Source organism: Arsukibacterium sp., assembly GCF_036735525.1.
Taxonomy (GTDB): domain Bacteria; phylum Pseudomonadota; class Gammaproteobacteria; order Enterobacterales; family Alteromonadaceae; genus Alishewanella.
In genome coordinates this window covers 1-14,108 of the sequence record NZ_DAINOE010000018.1, presented here as the reverse complement: position 1 = coordinate 14,108, position 14,108 = coordinate 1, and the positions used below count along the sequence as shown (strand labels likewise).

12 protein-coding genes are annotated in these 14,108 nt (G+C 51.7%); 10 read left to right on the top strand and 2 right to left on the bottom strand.

Annotation, left to right across the window (positions count from 1 at the left end; all coding sequences use genetic code 11):
* The first annotated feature begins 14 nt into the window (after nucleotides 1-14).
* The 9 genes from V7D78_RS05515 to V7D78_RS05475 all read left to right on the top strand — a co-directional run bounded on the left by V7D78_RS05515 (nucleotide 15) and on the right by V7D78_RS05475 (nucleotide 11,706).
* Complete coding sequence (locus V7D78_RS05515; protein WP_333607437.1) at nucleotides 15-1,670, top strand: M28 family peptidase; 1,656 nt, start codon at nucleotides 15-17, stop codon at nucleotides 1,668-1,670.
* Between the two features lie 98 nt (nucleotides 1,671-1,768).
* The gene (locus tag V7D78_RS05510; RefSeq protein ID WP_333607436.1) at nucleotides 1,769-3,517 is read left to right on the top strand and encodes a CocE/NonD family hydrolase; all 1,749 of its coding nucleotides are present in this window, start codon (nucleotides 1,769-1,771) and stop codon (nucleotides 3,515-3,517) included.
* Between the two features lie 104 nt (nucleotides 3,518-3,621).
* A complete protein-coding gene (locus V7D78_RS05505; RefSeq protein WP_333607435.1) occupies nucleotides 3,622-5,769 on the top strand; it encodes a TonB-dependent receptor in 2,148 nt (715 codons plus the stop codon).
* Nucleotides 5,770-5,793: 24 nt separating this feature from the next.
* The gene (locus V7D78_RS05500; RefSeq protein ID WP_333607434.1) at nucleotides 5,794-7,230 is read left to right on the top strand and encodes a hypothetical protein; all 1,437 of its coding nucleotides are present in this window, start codon (nucleotides 5,794-5,796) and stop codon (nucleotides 7,228-7,230) included.
* 156 nt (nucleotides 7,231-7,386) lie between these two features.
* Nucleotides 7,387-8,715 (top strand): sensor histidine kinase, encoded by a 1,329-nt coding sequence (locus V7D78_RS05495; protein WP_333607433.1) that lies wholly within the window; start codon nucleotides 7,387-7,389, stop codon nucleotides 8,713-8,715.
* Entirely contained in the window at nucleotides 8,715-9,257 is a 543-nt protein-coding gene (locus tag V7D78_RS05490) for a response regulator transcription factor (protein ID WP_333607432.1), read from the top strand. Before V7D78_RS05495 ends, V7D78_RS05490 begins: the two co-directional genes overlap by 1 nt.
* 129 nt (nucleotides 9,258-9,386) lie before the next feature.
* The gene (locus V7D78_RS05485) at nucleotides 9,387-10,097 is read left to right on the top strand and encodes a hypothetical protein (RefSeq protein WP_333607431.1); all 711 of its coding nucleotides are present in this window, start codon (nucleotides 9,387-9,389) and stop codon (nucleotides 10,095-10,097) included.
* 12 nt (nucleotides 10,098-10,109) lie between these two features.
* Nucleotides 10,110-11,051 (top strand): HAMP domain-containing sensor histidine kinase, encoded by a 942-nt coding sequence (locus tag V7D78_RS05480; protein ID WP_333607430.1) that lies wholly within the window; start codon nucleotides 10,110-10,112, stop codon nucleotides 11,049-11,051.
* Complete coding sequence (locus V7D78_RS05475; protein WP_333607429.1) at nucleotides 11,032-11,706, top strand: response regulator transcription factor; 675 nt, start codon at nucleotides 11,032-11,034, stop codon at nucleotides 11,704-11,706. The genes V7D78_RS05480 and V7D78_RS05475 overlap by 20 nt, the downstream gene beginning before the upstream one ends.
* 79 nt (nucleotides 11,707-11,785) lie before the next feature.
* On the opposite strand, the gene V7D78_RS05470 is transcribed toward V7D78_RS05475, so the two are convergent.
* Nucleotides 11,786-12,337 (bottom strand): phosphoribosyl-AMP cyclohydrolase, encoded by a 552-nt coding sequence (locus V7D78_RS05470; RefSeq protein WP_333607428.1) that lies wholly within the window; start codon nucleotides 12,335-12,337, stop codon nucleotides 11,786-11,788.
* Nucleotides 12,338-12,561: 224 nt separating this feature from the next.
* Here V7D78_RS05470 and V7D78_RS05465 point away from each other — a divergent pair, with 224 nt between their 5' ends.
* Nucleotides 12,562-13,623, top strand: coding sequence for a CobW family GTP-binding protein (locus V7D78_RS05465; protein WP_333607427.1), 1,062 nt, complete (start codon nucleotides 12,562-12,564; stop codon nucleotides 13,621-13,623).
* A gap of 51 nt (nucleotides 13,624-13,674) precedes the next feature.
* Here the strand turns inward: V7D78_RS05465 and V7D78_RS05460 are convergent, their stop codons facing one another.
* The gene (locus tag V7D78_RS05460; RefSeq protein WP_333607426.1) at nucleotides 13,675-14,037 is read right to left on the bottom strand and encodes a hypothetical protein; all 363 of its coding nucleotides are present in this window, start codon (nucleotides 14,035-14,037) and stop codon (nucleotides 13,675-13,677) included.
* Between the last annotated feature and the right edge of the window lie 71 nt (nucleotides 14,038-14,108).

Below are 14,108 nucleotides of genomic sequence, written 5' to 3'. Positions count from 1 at the left end.
AAAAAGGAATCATAATGAAAAAACGTTCTTTTATCCCTTTGGCCCTGCTGGGTTTGGCCCTAAGTGCTTGTAGCGACGCTCCCAATCAGCCTGCTGCGACTGAGTTACCAGAATTTCAGGCTGAATCATTAGCACAGCACATTAGCATCCTGGCCAGTGAAGAATTTTTGGGCCGGCAACCGGGCACCGAGGGTGAAACCCTGACGGTGGCTTATCTGACGGAGCAATTCAGTAAAATAGGCCTGACACCCGGCAATGGCGACAGCTTTGCGCAAGCAGTGCCCTATATGCAAATGACCACCAGCGGCACGCCCAATGCTTTGTTTCAGAAAGCCAGCCAAACCTGGCAGCCTGTGGTCGGCACCGATATCGTGCTTAGCTCCCGTAGCGGCCTGGCAGAGGTCGCCATCAGCGAAACAGAAGTGGTTTTTGCCGGCTATGGTGTGGTAGCCCCTGAATACCACTGGAATGACTATGCCGATATTGATGCCCGCGGTAAAACTGTGGTGGTACTGGTAAATGATCCGGGCTTTGCCAGCGATAACAATGCACAGTTTAAAGGCCATGAGATGACTTACTATGGCCGTTGGACATACAAATATGAAGAGTGCGCCCGCCAGCAAGCAGCGGCCTGCCTGATAGTACATGACACCGCAGCCGCCGGTTATGGTTTTAATGTTGTTCAAACCAGCTTTGGCCAGCGTGCTCAGTTTGAGCTAGCCAATAGTAGTGCGGCAAAAACGCCAATAGTCGGCTGGCTGTCTACTGAAGGCGCTGGTGCGCTGTTTGCCAAAGCGGGCCTCAATTTTGCTGAGCTTAAACAACAAGCCCATCAGCCAGGATTTAAAGCTCAGCCACTGGCAGAGCTCGCGTTTAGTGCTAGTGTCAGCACTGATATTGTCATGGGCAGCTCTGATAACGTGCTGGCCAGCCTTAAAGGCCATAGTCAGCCGGATGAATGGATTGTGGTTACCTCCCACTGGGATCACCTGGGTGCGATTACAAACGACCAGGGCGGCATGGATATCTACAACGGCGCTATTGATAACGCCGGTGGGGTAGCTGCCCTGCTTGAGATTGCCGCCATGGCGAAACAACAAGGTGGCTTTGCCCGCTCGGTACTGTTTTTAGTGGTAACACTTGAAGAATCTGGCTTACTGGGTACGAAGCATTATGCAGCTAACCCTGTAGTACCATTAAAAAATACCGTGGCCAACATCAACATTGACGCCCTACTGCCGGTCGGCGCGACAAAGGATGTGTGGATTATTGGCCTTGGGCAGTCAGAACTGGACGATGTGGTGCGCCAGCAAGCGGCAAAACAACAACGCACCGTTGCCGGCAACCCGGAAGTTGAAAAAGGCTTTTTTTACCGCTCCGATCAGTTTGCCTTTGCACAGGTAGGCGTGCCTGGCCTGTTTATGGGGCCAGGCACCGATGCTATAACGGGAGGAATTGTCGCAGGTGAGGCCGCGCTTAATGCAACCCAAAACCGCTATCATACCCCAGACGATACCTTTAGCCATGACTGGGAAATGGGCGCTATGCTGCAAGACACTCAGCTGCATTATTTGGTGATTGAGCAACTGGCGAACTCGGCACAATGGCCGCAGTGGTCAGCACACAGTGAGTTTTATCAGCTAGGAAAGGCACTCAGAGCTGACAAATAATAACACCTTTTTTTGATGCGCTTACTGCATGAACGGCTTAACACCAGCCGTTGCAGCAGGTGCCTTGCAGGCCAATACAACAAAGGAAGCAGAGTGTTATGATTACCAAAGTTTACTTAGCTCTGCTTATTTTGCTGTTTAGTCCATCTTATTTGCTGGTAGCAGCCGCTGATACGCCAAAAACTAAAGCGAAGGTGGCGTTTAGCGGCCCACATCAGATTGCAGTCGACACCAGCACATCGCTCAGCGCCTGGTTGTTTACTAGAGATAATAAGCCCAAACCGGTTATTTTAGCTTTTACGCCTTACAGCCCTCAGGCTCTGGCAGAAAGAGCGGTGTTTTTTGCCGAACATGACTACGTTTTTTTAATTGTATCCAGCCGCGGCCGTGGTGATAGTGGTGGCACATTTCAGCCATTTAGCGCTATCGACGGCCTAGATGCCGCTAGCGTTATCCAGTGGGCGGCAACACAGCCCTGGTCTGATGGACAGGTAGCGATGTGGGGCGGGTCTTATGTCGGTTACAGCCAATGGGCAGCGTTAAGCCATTTACCTGACGCATTAAAAACCATAGTACCTGCTGCTGCGGTATTTCCGGGTATTGACTACCCCGCTTACAACAATATCCGCTTTAACTATTCATTTCAGTGGTTAGAAGCCATGCAAGGTCGGGGCGATTGGTTCAACATGGCCTTTCGAGAGGATGTCTGGGCTGAACAAGTGCAACATCTGAGAAAAGCAGGTCAGGCGACCGCAAGTTTGGCTGCACTAACCGGCAGTAACAGTGCTATTGCTGAGCAGTGGCTAGAGCAGCCTTTACTGGATAATTTTTGGCAGCAAACGGTACCCTCAGGCACAGCGTTGCAACAGGTCCGACTGCCAGTGTTAACTATTACCGGCTATTTTGATGCTGATCAGCGGGGTGCTGTGGCGCATCATCAACGTTATGTGAGTGCTGGTGCGCAGCAGCGCCTACAGGCAACCCTGTTAATTGGCCCCTGGGATCATAGCGGCACCCGCAGCCCTTCGCGAACACAAGCAGGTATTGCCGTGGAAGAAGGCAGTGTATTGGATATGAATGCCTTGCATTTATCCTGGTATAACTGGGTGCTAAAACAACAAGCCCAGCCTGTGTCTTTACGTAGTGGTATTCATTATTTTTTAATGGGAGCCAATGAGTGGCGTCATCTTGAGTTGATGCCAGCAGCCAATGTTGGCTGGCATTTGCATCCAGCCCCTGGGGCCAACTTCACCACTGCGTTACCTGGATTATTAAGCCCTGAGCAAGCGCCAGCAACTACGTTCAGCTATGAGTTTGATCCACAGCAGGCCGCACTGACTAATCCGGTGCAGTTCAGCCAGCTTGCAAACGAACAACGCGATATTCGGGTGCTTGATGGTGACGGCCTGGTGTTTGTTTCTGAGCCATTTCCACATAGCATTGAATTGGTTGGTATGCCAAAACTCACTTTGCAACTTAGTGTAGATGCGGTCGATGCTGATATTTATGTGCTTGTTGAGGAACTGCTGGCCAACGGTGAAACCCTCAGGCTATCCTATGACATGCAACGGTTACGACACCTTACTGGGTTGGATAAAAACGTGCTGCTGCAACCTGGCAAGCTATACCCTATAATCTTTGACAGCTTTACCTTTATTGCACGGCGTCTTGCTGCAGGCTCCAGATTAAGGCTGTCGCTTCATTCCAACCCACCTTTATATCTGGAACACAACTATAGCGGGCCCTCTGCAGTCTCTTCGCAGATAGCCACTAACCCGGGTACCGTTACGGTCAAAATGGTACAAACCGCAGAGCAACCGAATATATTATGGCTACCACTACAGTAATGCTATAAAAACCCTGTAGCGCTGCGACAATTTGTCGCATGCCACTGGCAGTAGCATTTTGTTACCGTATCTCAACAAATAACTATTTTGCTTGAGAACCCCACATGCCCCAGTTTGCCCGCAACACCGTTTTACTTAGCCTGCCTTTTGTCACCTTACCGCTGTTGCTGCAGGCTGAAACGCTGCAACCCGTGCCCGAGCAGGATGCTGCAGCACAACACACCGAGGTGATGGTCATCACCAGCAGTCGCCAGGCGCAAGCTTTAGCCAATCTGGCAGAAGCCGTGGCGGTGTTGGATGAAGCCACCATTGGTAAGGTCAGCCCCGGCCATCCGGCTGAGCTGCTGAACCGGGTTTCAGGTGTACATGTTAATGATTTAGGCGGGGAAGGCCATATGACGGCCATTCGCCAGCCCATCACCACCGGCGGGGTTTACCTGTTTTTAGAAGATGGCTTACCCACCCGGCCGACCGGCTTTTTTAACCACAACGGCCTGTATGAAATTGACATGCCGAACGCCGGCCGGGTAGAAGTGACCAAGGGCCCGGGCTCAGCGCTCTATGGCAGCGATGCCATAGGAGGTATTTTTAATATTCTGACGCCGCAGCCAACCGATGAGCTCAGTGGCCGCTTCCAAGCCGAGCTAGGCAGTGACGGCTGGCAGCGTGGCCTGGTGGCAGTAAGCGCTGCCTTAAACGCGCAGCACCTGGCCAGGCTGCAACTGAATCGTACCCAAAGCGATGGCTTTCGGGAAGAAGCGGATTATCAGCGCTTTTCCAGCAGCCTGCGACTGGACAGCGACCTAACACCTCAGTTGCAACTTAAAACCCTGGCCAGTTTTGGTAGCATTGACCAAAGCGGTACCTCCGGCTTAAACCTGGCTGATTTTAACAGTAATCCGCGCAAAAACCGCTTTCACGGCGATATGGGCGCGCGTGATGTGCAGGCGTTTCGGTTATCTACTGAGCTGCGCTATCAATTGTCTGAACGAAGCGAGTGGATGCTGACACCCTTTTACCGCAACAACCGCTCGGATCTGATGCCCAGCTGGATGCTGACCTATGATCCGGTGCTGCAATCTACCCGCTTTTCTTCCTATGGGCTACTGACGCAATTCTCACAACAAGCGTCTGCGGATTTGAACTGGACAGCCGGGTTGGATCTTGATGTCACGCCTGCCACCTTCCGTGAGCAGCAAATCAGCATCGTCATGCAACAAGATATTTTTGTTGATTACCAGCACACCGGGCGTACCAATTACCACTATGATGCTGATCAAACCAGCATCTCCCCCTATGCACAATTGCAATGGTTTGCCTCTGAGCAGTGGATACTGAGTCTGGGCGCCCGCTACGACTGGTTTGAAGTTGATTACACCGATCGGCTGGACTCATCGGTGCCGCAGCAAGTAGGCCGTACCAGCTGGCTTCGGCCTGAGTCGCAGCGCATTCGCTACCAGCAGCTTAGCCCCAAGCTGGGGGTTGTCTACAAGCTGACATCGAATCAGCAGCTGTATGCCAACCGCCGCCATGCCTTTCGGGTGCCTTCGGTTGGGCAGGTGTTTCGCCCGGGTTCCAGTCAGGATACTACCGAGCTGAAACCGGTCAGCGCTATCAACCATGAACTCGGCTGGCGGGCGCAGCTGGATGGGCTAAGGCTGGATGCCAGTGTTTACGACTTGCAGATAAAAGACGATGTGGTGAATTACATTGATGGTAATACCCGCAAGGTTATCAATGCTGGTGAAACCTCGCACCGGGGGCTGGAGCTGATGGCCAGTTGGCAATTAAGCCAAGCCTGGTTGTGGAATCTCAGTGGTACCTTTACCCGGCAAAAATACCGTGATTTTCAGTATTTATTCAGCTGCTTCCCACCGGCCTGCGTGCCTGCAGTTAATGAAACCCGCAATTTTGCTGGCTTTGACGTCGGTAAAGCGCCGCGTCAGCTTTGGCAAAGCAGCCTGAGTTACCAGCCGCTGAGTATTGAGGGGCTCTGGCTGGAGCTGGAATGGCAGCAAGTTGGCCGCTACTACACTGATGAGACCAACACCAATATCTACCCCGGGCATGATCTGTTTCATCTGCGGGCGCGCTATCAGCTGGGTGAACACTGGCAACTGGCGATTCGGCTGATGAACCTGACCGATAAAACCTATTCCACCCTGACCAGCAATCAGGTTGGCTCGACCCACATTGACTACCGGCCTGGCATGCCACGCAGTGTCTTTGTATCGGCAACCTGGCAGTTTTAAGGCGGATGGCTTGAGGATCTTGGTATGACAACAGCAAACACCATCCGCACCAGCCAGTTGCTGCGCTGGCACCGCGGGCTGCTTTGGCTGGGCGGTATCACGTTATTGATCTTTGCTCTGACCGGAGTTTCGCACCCCATTATGAGCTGGACCGGCCCGCAGGCTGTAACCATGCGACCGCCAAGCCTCAACCTGAGCGAAGCCGAGCTAAATCAGGCAATGCAAAGGCTGCAACAGGCCAGCTTACCTGCTCAGTCGCTGGTTAAGCTGGTACCTTACCAGCAGCAGGTGCTGCTACAATTGACCCCGGATTTGCTCAGCCCACGCCAGTACCTGACCTTAGATGATGAAGGGGCTGCAATCACGGACCAACAGATGGCGATCTGGCTGGCCAGTCATTACAGCGGCTTAGAGCAAGCCCAGGTGCGCAGCAGCCGCTTACAAACCGAATTTGACAGCGCCTACCCTTCGGTCAATCGCTTATTGCCGGTGTGGCAGGTCGATTTTGACTCTGGGCTCAGCCTGTATGTACACACTGAAACCCTGAGCCTGGCGGGCATTACCAATCCCTATAAAACCAATTTGCAGGCGCTGTTCAGGCAATTCCATAGCTGGCAATGGCTGGATGGTCTGCCCATCATCAAAGCGCTGGTGATGACACTGCTGTTGGGTAGTGCCTTGTTGCTGGTGCTGACCGGTGGCTGGCTGTTGCTGCGACTGCCGTTTAAAGCAAAACGTCGTGGTCTGCGCCGCTGCCATTATCTGCTGTCCTGGGGGCTATTACTGCCTGTTACCCTGTATTTGCTGACCGGCATCTACCATTTTGCCTATAAGTACGTAAAGCCAGATACGCTGGGCTTAACTGCCAGCAACGCTCAACCGTTACCGCAACACTGGCAACTGCCGGCAGGCATTTTGCCTTCGGATGCGGTACTAAACAGTGCCAGCCTGATACAAGGGCCCGCTTCACACTGGTACTGGCGTTTGTCACTGCACAATGCCGCACTGCAAGCCGACCGCCATAGCCGCTTTGCCGGCCAGTCGTCTGAGCGCGGGGCGCTCTTTATCCCTGTGCTGGCGGATGCGCCGACACTAAACGATGCGTCTTATGCGTTGCTGTTGGCAGAGCGTTTTATTGGGCTATCACCCGAAGCGATATCCAAGCAACAGCTGGTGCAGCGCTTTGGGCCTGATTACGATTTTCGCAACAAGCGCCTACCGGTCTGGCAGCTGGATTATGCGCAGGGCCGGATCTTTGTCGACAGTGCCAGCGGTCAGCTGGTAGAGCAACAAAGCCACGGCAGCCGCTTTGAACGCTATAGTTTTTCTTTTGTGCATAAATGGGGCATTTTGCAACCCTGGCTGGGGAGGGATGGTCGCGATGCAGTGGTGGTGGCCATGATGGCACTGGTATTACTGCTGGCCGGTATGGGTTTTGCGATGCGCCTGCGGCGTAAATAACGCCGTAATCAGCACTGCGGCAATTTGTCACAGTGAACTTAGTTACCCTTAGCGATATACTGCTATGACTCAGACATGACATTCCCATTGCAATGGTTTAGTCTTTTCTGACATTTTGCAAACGGCTGCCTGGCAGCCGTCTTTTTTAGTGATGCTATGGCCCAACACCTTATTCACGACAGCACTCTTGCGCCACAATTGCAATTACAGCAGTTTATCCGCTTTCGCTGGGGCTTAATTTTACTGGCGCTGCTGGCGGCACTGGTAGGGTGGTTTTTTCATTACCCGGTCAGCTCCTGGCCTTTGCTCAGCTTGCTGATCCTGACGCAAAGCTGTAGCAACTCATTATTGATACTGCTGGCAAAACATACACCCAGACTGCCGCTACTCTATGCCAGTAGCTGTGCATTAGACGTGCTGTTAATCAGTTGCATGCTATTGCTAAGTGGTGGCTTTAGCAATGGTCTGGTGTCCGTTTTGCTGCTGCCGGTTGCCATCGGCGCCTTATTGCTGCCGGGTAGGATCTGCTATGTGCTGGCACTGCTGGCCATTGCCGCCTACAGCATGCTGTTATTGCTGGGTGATCTTAGCCACGCTGAGCCCATCACGGTACTGGCCGCGGATCCACACGCATCTCACAGCCTGGCCTATGCCAGCTTTTTTCAGGCACCGGCTAAACATGGCAGCCATTTTAATCAGCATGTACTGCAAATGTGGTGGGCCTTTAGTTTATCGGTATTGATACTCACTGGTTTTATCAGTAAGCAGGCATCCCTGGTACGGCTTAAATCCCGCCAGTTACAACATCTGCAACAGCAACAGTTACGGCAGGAACAGACTCTTGCCCTGGCCACCTTTGCCGCCAATACCGCCCATGATTTAGCCAGCCCCCTGCAAACCATCAGCCTGCTGTGCGACGAACTGGCTCAGCCGCCGGCACAGGTGCCCGCAGAGATCATTAGCGAGCTCAATGCAGCGTTACAGCGTTGCCAGCACAGTGTGCAACAGCTGCGTCAGGATGCCTCAGGCTTAAGGCAACTGGCACCTCAACCTGTGCGGGCGCTGGTAGAGCAACAGTTAAGCCGATGGCTTAGCAGCCGGCCGGACATGACGCTAACCCTTAGCCATCAGCTGGATGGCAGCGATTTTTTATTACACAACAGCCATAATTTAAGCGCCGCTTTACTGAATATTCTGGATAATGCTGCCGATGCCAGTATCCTAAACGCCGATCCCAGGCTGGAGGTACAATTAGCACTAACCTCACAGGGGCTTTGCCTGTCTATCCGCGACTTTGGGGAAGGTGTATCCGCTGCCAGGCTAGCCGAATTAGGCCAGATCCCACAGCAAAGCGCTGAGGGGCTGGGGATTGGTCAGTTTTTGGCGAATATGTCGATTGAGCAACTTGGCGGTCAGGTGCAACGAGAAAACCAGACACCAGGCACCCTAACCCGTATTCTATTACCCCGAACTGAGCCACACTAATGCAACTGGTGATACTGGACGACGACATACCACTACTACGCACCTTAAGCCGCCGCTTTAGCCAAACCGGCGTTGACGTTAAAGCCTTTAGCACACCGTGCACAGCAGAGGCCTTAATCGCGCTGCAAGCAGATGCCTACTTACTCGATTTACGCTTTGCCCATCAATCTGGCCTGAGCTTTATTCAACCGCTGCGCCAGGCATTACCGCATTGTCGGATTGTATTGCTTACCGGCTACGCCAGCATTGCCAATGCGGTGCAAGCCGTAAAATTAGGCGCGGACGATTATTTAACAAAACCGGTAGATTTTGCGCAGTTACAGCAGGCTTTGGGGTTAGATGCCTTACCACTCCCCTCCGGTAACACCCAGTTAGATGGCAATGCGCCAGTACAGGCGACGCCTTTGTCGCCTGAGCAACTGCAATGGGAGCATATTAACCGGGTGCTCAGCGAGCAAGAGGGCAATATCAGCCGCACCGCAGAATTACTTGGCATGCACCGGCGTACCTTGCAGCGCAAATTGTCAAAAAAGCGACCTTGAAATCAGCTAAGTATCAACGCTTCCACCTGTCTTCGCACCATATTATTACCGGCATCAGTAAGCGATGTTCCGGCTTATTTCCTGTGCTCAGCCACAAGGTAAAAATGCTGAAAAGTTAACCTCATATTCATGCTTTGTCCGCTCCAACGTCTTATACTGGCGTTATTTACCGGTGCGGGCCAAGCCATGTATCTGCGCAAACTCATCATATCCCTGTGTATTCTGGTGGCGATTATTGTGCTGCAATCGGCTATTGGCTTTTGGGCGCATCAGAATTCTGAATTTCATACCGAGCGCAATCGCATCGCCAACCAGATGTTGTCAGAGTTTATTTCGCTTCGGGCTGATAAACAGCGCTTAAAAGTCTGGCTGGCCGAGTACCTGCTTACCGACAATGCCAATACCGACTTTCGTGACACCCTGTTTCAGCGCAAGCAACAGCAATTAGCTACCCTGGATCAGCTGGCGATTCGCGATCAGCTGTTTAGCACCAGCGAAGCAGACTTGCAGCATATTATGCAGCAGGTAAAAGTGATTTCATTGCTGCAAACCAACCTGCAAACCTTAGAGCAGGCGCTCAGAACGCGCGAGATTGCCCAATATCAAGATGATACCGAGCGTTGGCAAACGCTGATTTCGTTGTTTGATAAATTTCAGGATACCGATTTAGCCGAATTGTTGCAGGCCGCCATTGCCGAGCAAAAACAGCGGGCCCACTCCACCGAAAATGATGCCTTAAGGGCCGTGCAAAAAGTAAAGCAGGTAATGCTACTGATTAGCGCAGCCGGCATAGTGCTGGCGGTGCTGCTGGGTTATCACTTATCTAAAGCGCTACGCTAGCCGCTGCAACAATTGCTCAATGGCACCAAACAGCTGCAACAAGGCCACTTTAACCATCGCATTAACGAGCAAGGCCCCAGCGAATTTGCCGAGTTGGCCCGGCAGTTTAACCTGATGTCAGGCTATATTGATGCCTTTACCGAGCAAGAAAAGAAAAGCCAGCAAGCCACCGAGCAACGGGTGCAGGCTCGTACCGCTGAGCTGCAACAAGCGTTGGCACAATTGCATCAGGCTGAGTTGCGACAGAAACAATTGCTGACTGATATCAGCCACGAACTACGCACCCCGGCCACCAGCATTCAGGGTGAGGCCGAAATCAGCCTGCGCGGTAAAGACAAGGACCACCAGGAATATAAAGATGCCTTTGCCCGGATTTTAGCCTCCAGCCAGCAATTAAACCGGCGCATTGATGATTTGCTGTTTTTAGCACGTGGTGAAGAGCGCCTGCTTAATGTCAGTTTAAAAGCCATCTCGTTGCAGCAATTTGCCCTTTTGGTCTGCACCCTGGTGCAACAGCAGTTGCACAGCCGCTTCCAGTTAACTATTGCCCCGCTGCCAGCATTAAGTGACAGCCAATGGTTGCTGTTGGATACCGAAAAATTTGCCGCTGTATTGGGCATTATTACCGACAACGCCCAGCACTATGCTAAACAAAGTGATCAGTTGCAGCTGGCGGTACTGCCGGCAGAAAACGAGGTCAGTGTGCAACTGTCTGATCAGGGTATGGGAGTTAATCCGGCCGAACAGCAACAGTTATTTAGCCGGCATTACCGCAGCGACGCCGCACGCCTTGCCCGCCCCGATGGTTTGGGTATTGGCCTGAGTATCGCCAAAGCCATTATGCAGGCGCACGATGGCACTATTCAACTCAGTGCCAATCAGCCTCAGGGCACCCGGGTGCTGCTCACTTTACCGCTATTTAACGGAGCTATGCATGAAAATACTGATCATTGAAGATGATGAGCGGGTAGGCAGTTTTTTATCGCGCGGCTTAAAAGCCGAAAGCTATCTTACCCTGCTGCTCAGTGATGGTCAGCATGCCACCGAAGCGGTAAAGCAGTTTGAGCCTGATGTCATTATCCTCGATAGAATGCTGCCAAAACTGGATGGTTTAACGCTCTGCCAGCAATTGCGCAGCCAGCAGGTCAAGGCCCGGATTTTAATTTTATCGGCGCTATCTGAGGTAGATGAACGGGTAAAAGGCTTACGCGCCGGTGCCGATGACTATCTGGGCAAGCCTTTTCACTTTGAAGAGTTGCTGGCACGCATAGAAGCCCTGGCTAAACGCACTATCAGTGCCGAGCAAAGCCGCCAGTTGCAGGTGGCCGATTTAGTGCTTGATTTAGATACTATGCGGGTGCAACGGGCGGGGGACGATCTCACCCTCACTGCCAAAGAGCTTGGTATTCTGGAGTTATTAATGAGTAACAGCGGCAAGGTATACAGCCGCGAGCGTATTTTAACTAATGTCTGGGGCATGAACGAAGATCCGCTGACCAATATTGTTGATGTCTATCTGGCGCGGCTGAGAAAAAAAGTGGATGATCCTTACCCGGTAAAGTTACTGCACACCCGGCGCTGCCTGGGCTATTGTTTACAAGCAGAATAAAAAAGGCTGGTAAGCAGAGGCACTATACCAGCCAAAGATGGGTGGGAACCCTATGTGAAACGCTGTTGCAGCCCGTTAATCAGTTTGCACTGTAAGGCAGTGATGAGTGATGCAACACTATGCGCAGTGCACCTTTGTCATCCTTTTTAAACCCCCAGGTTTTATCTACCGTCGTAACCTGGCCATTGCTGTCAGTCAGCATGACATGGCCCATGGTTAAGGCTAAGTTGTCATTAATATGTACGGCAGCATTGTTAAACTGATAACCCTGCCAGCCTTTCAAGGCAAAGCCGCTGTCGTTGGCAAAAGCGGTGTTGCCACCCACAAAATAGGCCAGAGCGCCATCGTATTCGGTGCGAAAGGTTTGCTCGCCACTGGCTAAAGTAGGCTTAAACAATACCGGCCCCAGGTTATAACCGTAAGCAGCGTCTAATACAGCACGGGCTTTCTTTTCTGCTTTAGCGTGGCCACCTTCCGCATAGGCCTGGCTGATACTGATCAGCGCTTGACCCCAGGCTTGTTGTGCAGCCTTAAGCTCGGCCTCGGTAATCGCCTTACTGCTCGTAGCGGCCTGCACGCTGCCCGCTACCAATAGTGCGCTGCTAAGAAGTGTTACTGTTAATGCTTTCATCATCTTCACCTTTTGCTTAGCCCGAAGGGCGACTGTTTACTGTTAACCTTTAATGATGTCAGCTTAACGGCCGTGGATTAACCGCAATGCCAAGCCAACATGAATAACAGACGCTGATTTCATTAAATAAAGATGAACAACCAAAAGCTCTGTGGCAGTTAAACAGTTGGAAAGTGCCGGTAAATCCATTAACATAGCGCCAAATCTCTTAGCTGTAGCGCAGCATGACTGAATCTATACCGTTATTTTTATTAACCGGCTTTTTGGGTAGCGGTAAAACCACCTTACTGAATTATCTGGTGCAACAACCTGCCTTTGCGCGAAGCCTGGTGATCATTAATGAACTGGGCGATATCAGCCTCGATCATCTGCTGGTTACCCGCAGCGCTGAAGACAACATAGTGCAACTGAGTAGTGGCTGTATTTGCTGTTCTATTCGGGGCGATTTAGCCAAAACCTTACGCGACATTAGCTGGCGCTTTTCGCGCAATGGCGTGCGCCAGTTTGAGCAGGTGATAATTGAGACCACGGGGCTGGCCGCCCCCGCTGCTATTATTCACACCGTGATGGCCGAGCCGAAAATAGCACGTCAGTTTAGGCTGCAAGGGGTTATCGTCACTGTGGATGCCGTTAATGGCCTTAACACCCTGGCGCGGCACCGTGAAGCTCAGCAGCAGGTGGCAGTAGCCGATTTGCTGCTGCTAACCAAAACCGATTTGGCCAACCCGGATCAGCAACAAGCATTAAGGGCCCAACTGAGCCAACTCAACTTGCAGGCCGAACAACTTGGCATGACTCAGGGGCGCATTGACCCACAGCAGCTGTTAGCATTGGATCACATAGAGCCACAAGGCAGCCATACGCCACTTTCACAGTGGATTAACAGCAGCCGCTTTGCAGCCGATACTGCCAGCACAACGGCAACCGCTTTGCTGAGCCCCCACACATCTGCGCTGACCTCAGCGACAGCGCATGCTTCGCCGATTCAAAGCCATGCCTTTATCATCGACACGCCACTGCCGTTTAGCCAGTTTGAGCAGTGGTTAAATATGATGGTAGCGCAGATGGCACCCAATATGCTCAGAATTAAAGGCATACTGCATATTGCCGGCTTTCCCGGCCCTATGGTGATCCATGGCGTACAGCATCTGTTTCATCCGGCTGAGTTTATGGCTAGTTGGCCCGATGCCGATAAGCGCAGCCGGCTGGTGTTTATTACCGATGGCATCAGCCGTGAGCAGTTAGCACAAAGCCTAATCAAGTGTGGTATTGAAGCTGTCAGTTAATACCACATCTGAGCAGATGTGGTTTGCTTTGCAACAATAACGCAAATCGCGTTATATTTTTTTGGTGGTCACTTCTACCTTATAAATATTTTTACCTTCGGTACCCATCTCAATGACCGCCTGCTTATCAAGTGCTACCCGTAACACAGGTTCAGCAAACTTATTAAATGAACCCTCTTTAAATTTGTGCAACGATGAGGTTAAGGTCACGATGTCATCATTAAGGGTTGGCGTAACATCAAACCTAAGTAGATCTTTTGCGGTAAATGACTGTAGTTGCCCGCTTTCAGTTTCAATTACGTCCGTTACAACCAGCTCGTTGTTCAGGTAAACACTGACATTTAACTGCAGAGGCTCAGCCGCAAAAGCAGAAAAAGCCGTCACCAGAGATACCACACAGAGTACTTTTTTCATTTAATGATGTCCTTTTTATCTGAGGTATCCCCAGAAATTCTGTAGTTAAAATAAAATGTTAGTTGATTGGG

Bases quoted from the DNA above. Each gene is read 5' to 3' on its own strand.
- V7D78_RS05500 (WP_333607434.1), top strand. From the start codon at position 5,794: ATGACAACAGCAAACACCATCCGCACCAGCCAGTTGCTGCGCTGGCAC.
- V7D78_RS05495 (WP_333607433.1), top strand. From the start codon at position 7,387: ATGGCCCAACACCTTATTCACGACAGCACTCTTGCGCCACAATTGCAA.
- V7D78_RS05510 (WP_333607436.1), top strand. From the start codon at position 1,769: ATGATTACCAAAGTTTACTTAGCTCTGCTTATTTTGCTGTTTAGTCCA.
- V7D78_RS05470 (WP_333607428.1), bottom strand. From the start codon at position 12,337: ATGAAAGCATTAACAGTAACACTTCTTAGCAGCGCACTATTGGTAGCG.
- V7D78_RS05465 (WP_333607427.1), top strand. From the start codon at position 12,562: ATGACTGAATCTATACCGTTATTTTTATTAACCGGCTTTTTGGGTAGC.
- V7D78_RS05515 (WP_333607437.1), top strand. From the start codon at position 15: ATGAAAAAACGTTCTTTTATCCCTTTGGCCCTGCTGGGTTTGGCCCTA.
- V7D78_RS05490 (WP_333607432.1), top strand. From the start codon at position 8,715: ATGCAACTGGTGATACTGGACGACGACATACCACTACTACGCACCTTA.
- V7D78_RS05460 (WP_333607426.1), bottom strand. From the start codon at position 14,037: ATGAAAAAAGTACTCTGTGTGGTATCTCTGGTGACGGCTTTTTCTGCT.
- V7D78_RS05505 (WP_333607435.1), top strand. From the start codon at position 3,622: ATGCCCCAGTTTGCCCGCAACACCGTTTTACTTAGCCTGCCTTTTGTC.
- V7D78_RS05475 (WP_333607429.1), top strand. From the start codon at position 11,032: ATGAAAATACTGATCATTGAAGATGATGAGCGGGTAGGCAGTTTTTTA.
- V7D78_RS05485 (WP_333607431.1), top strand. From the start codon at position 9,387: ATGCTTTGTCCGCTCCAACGTCTTATACTGGCGTTATTTACCGGTGCG.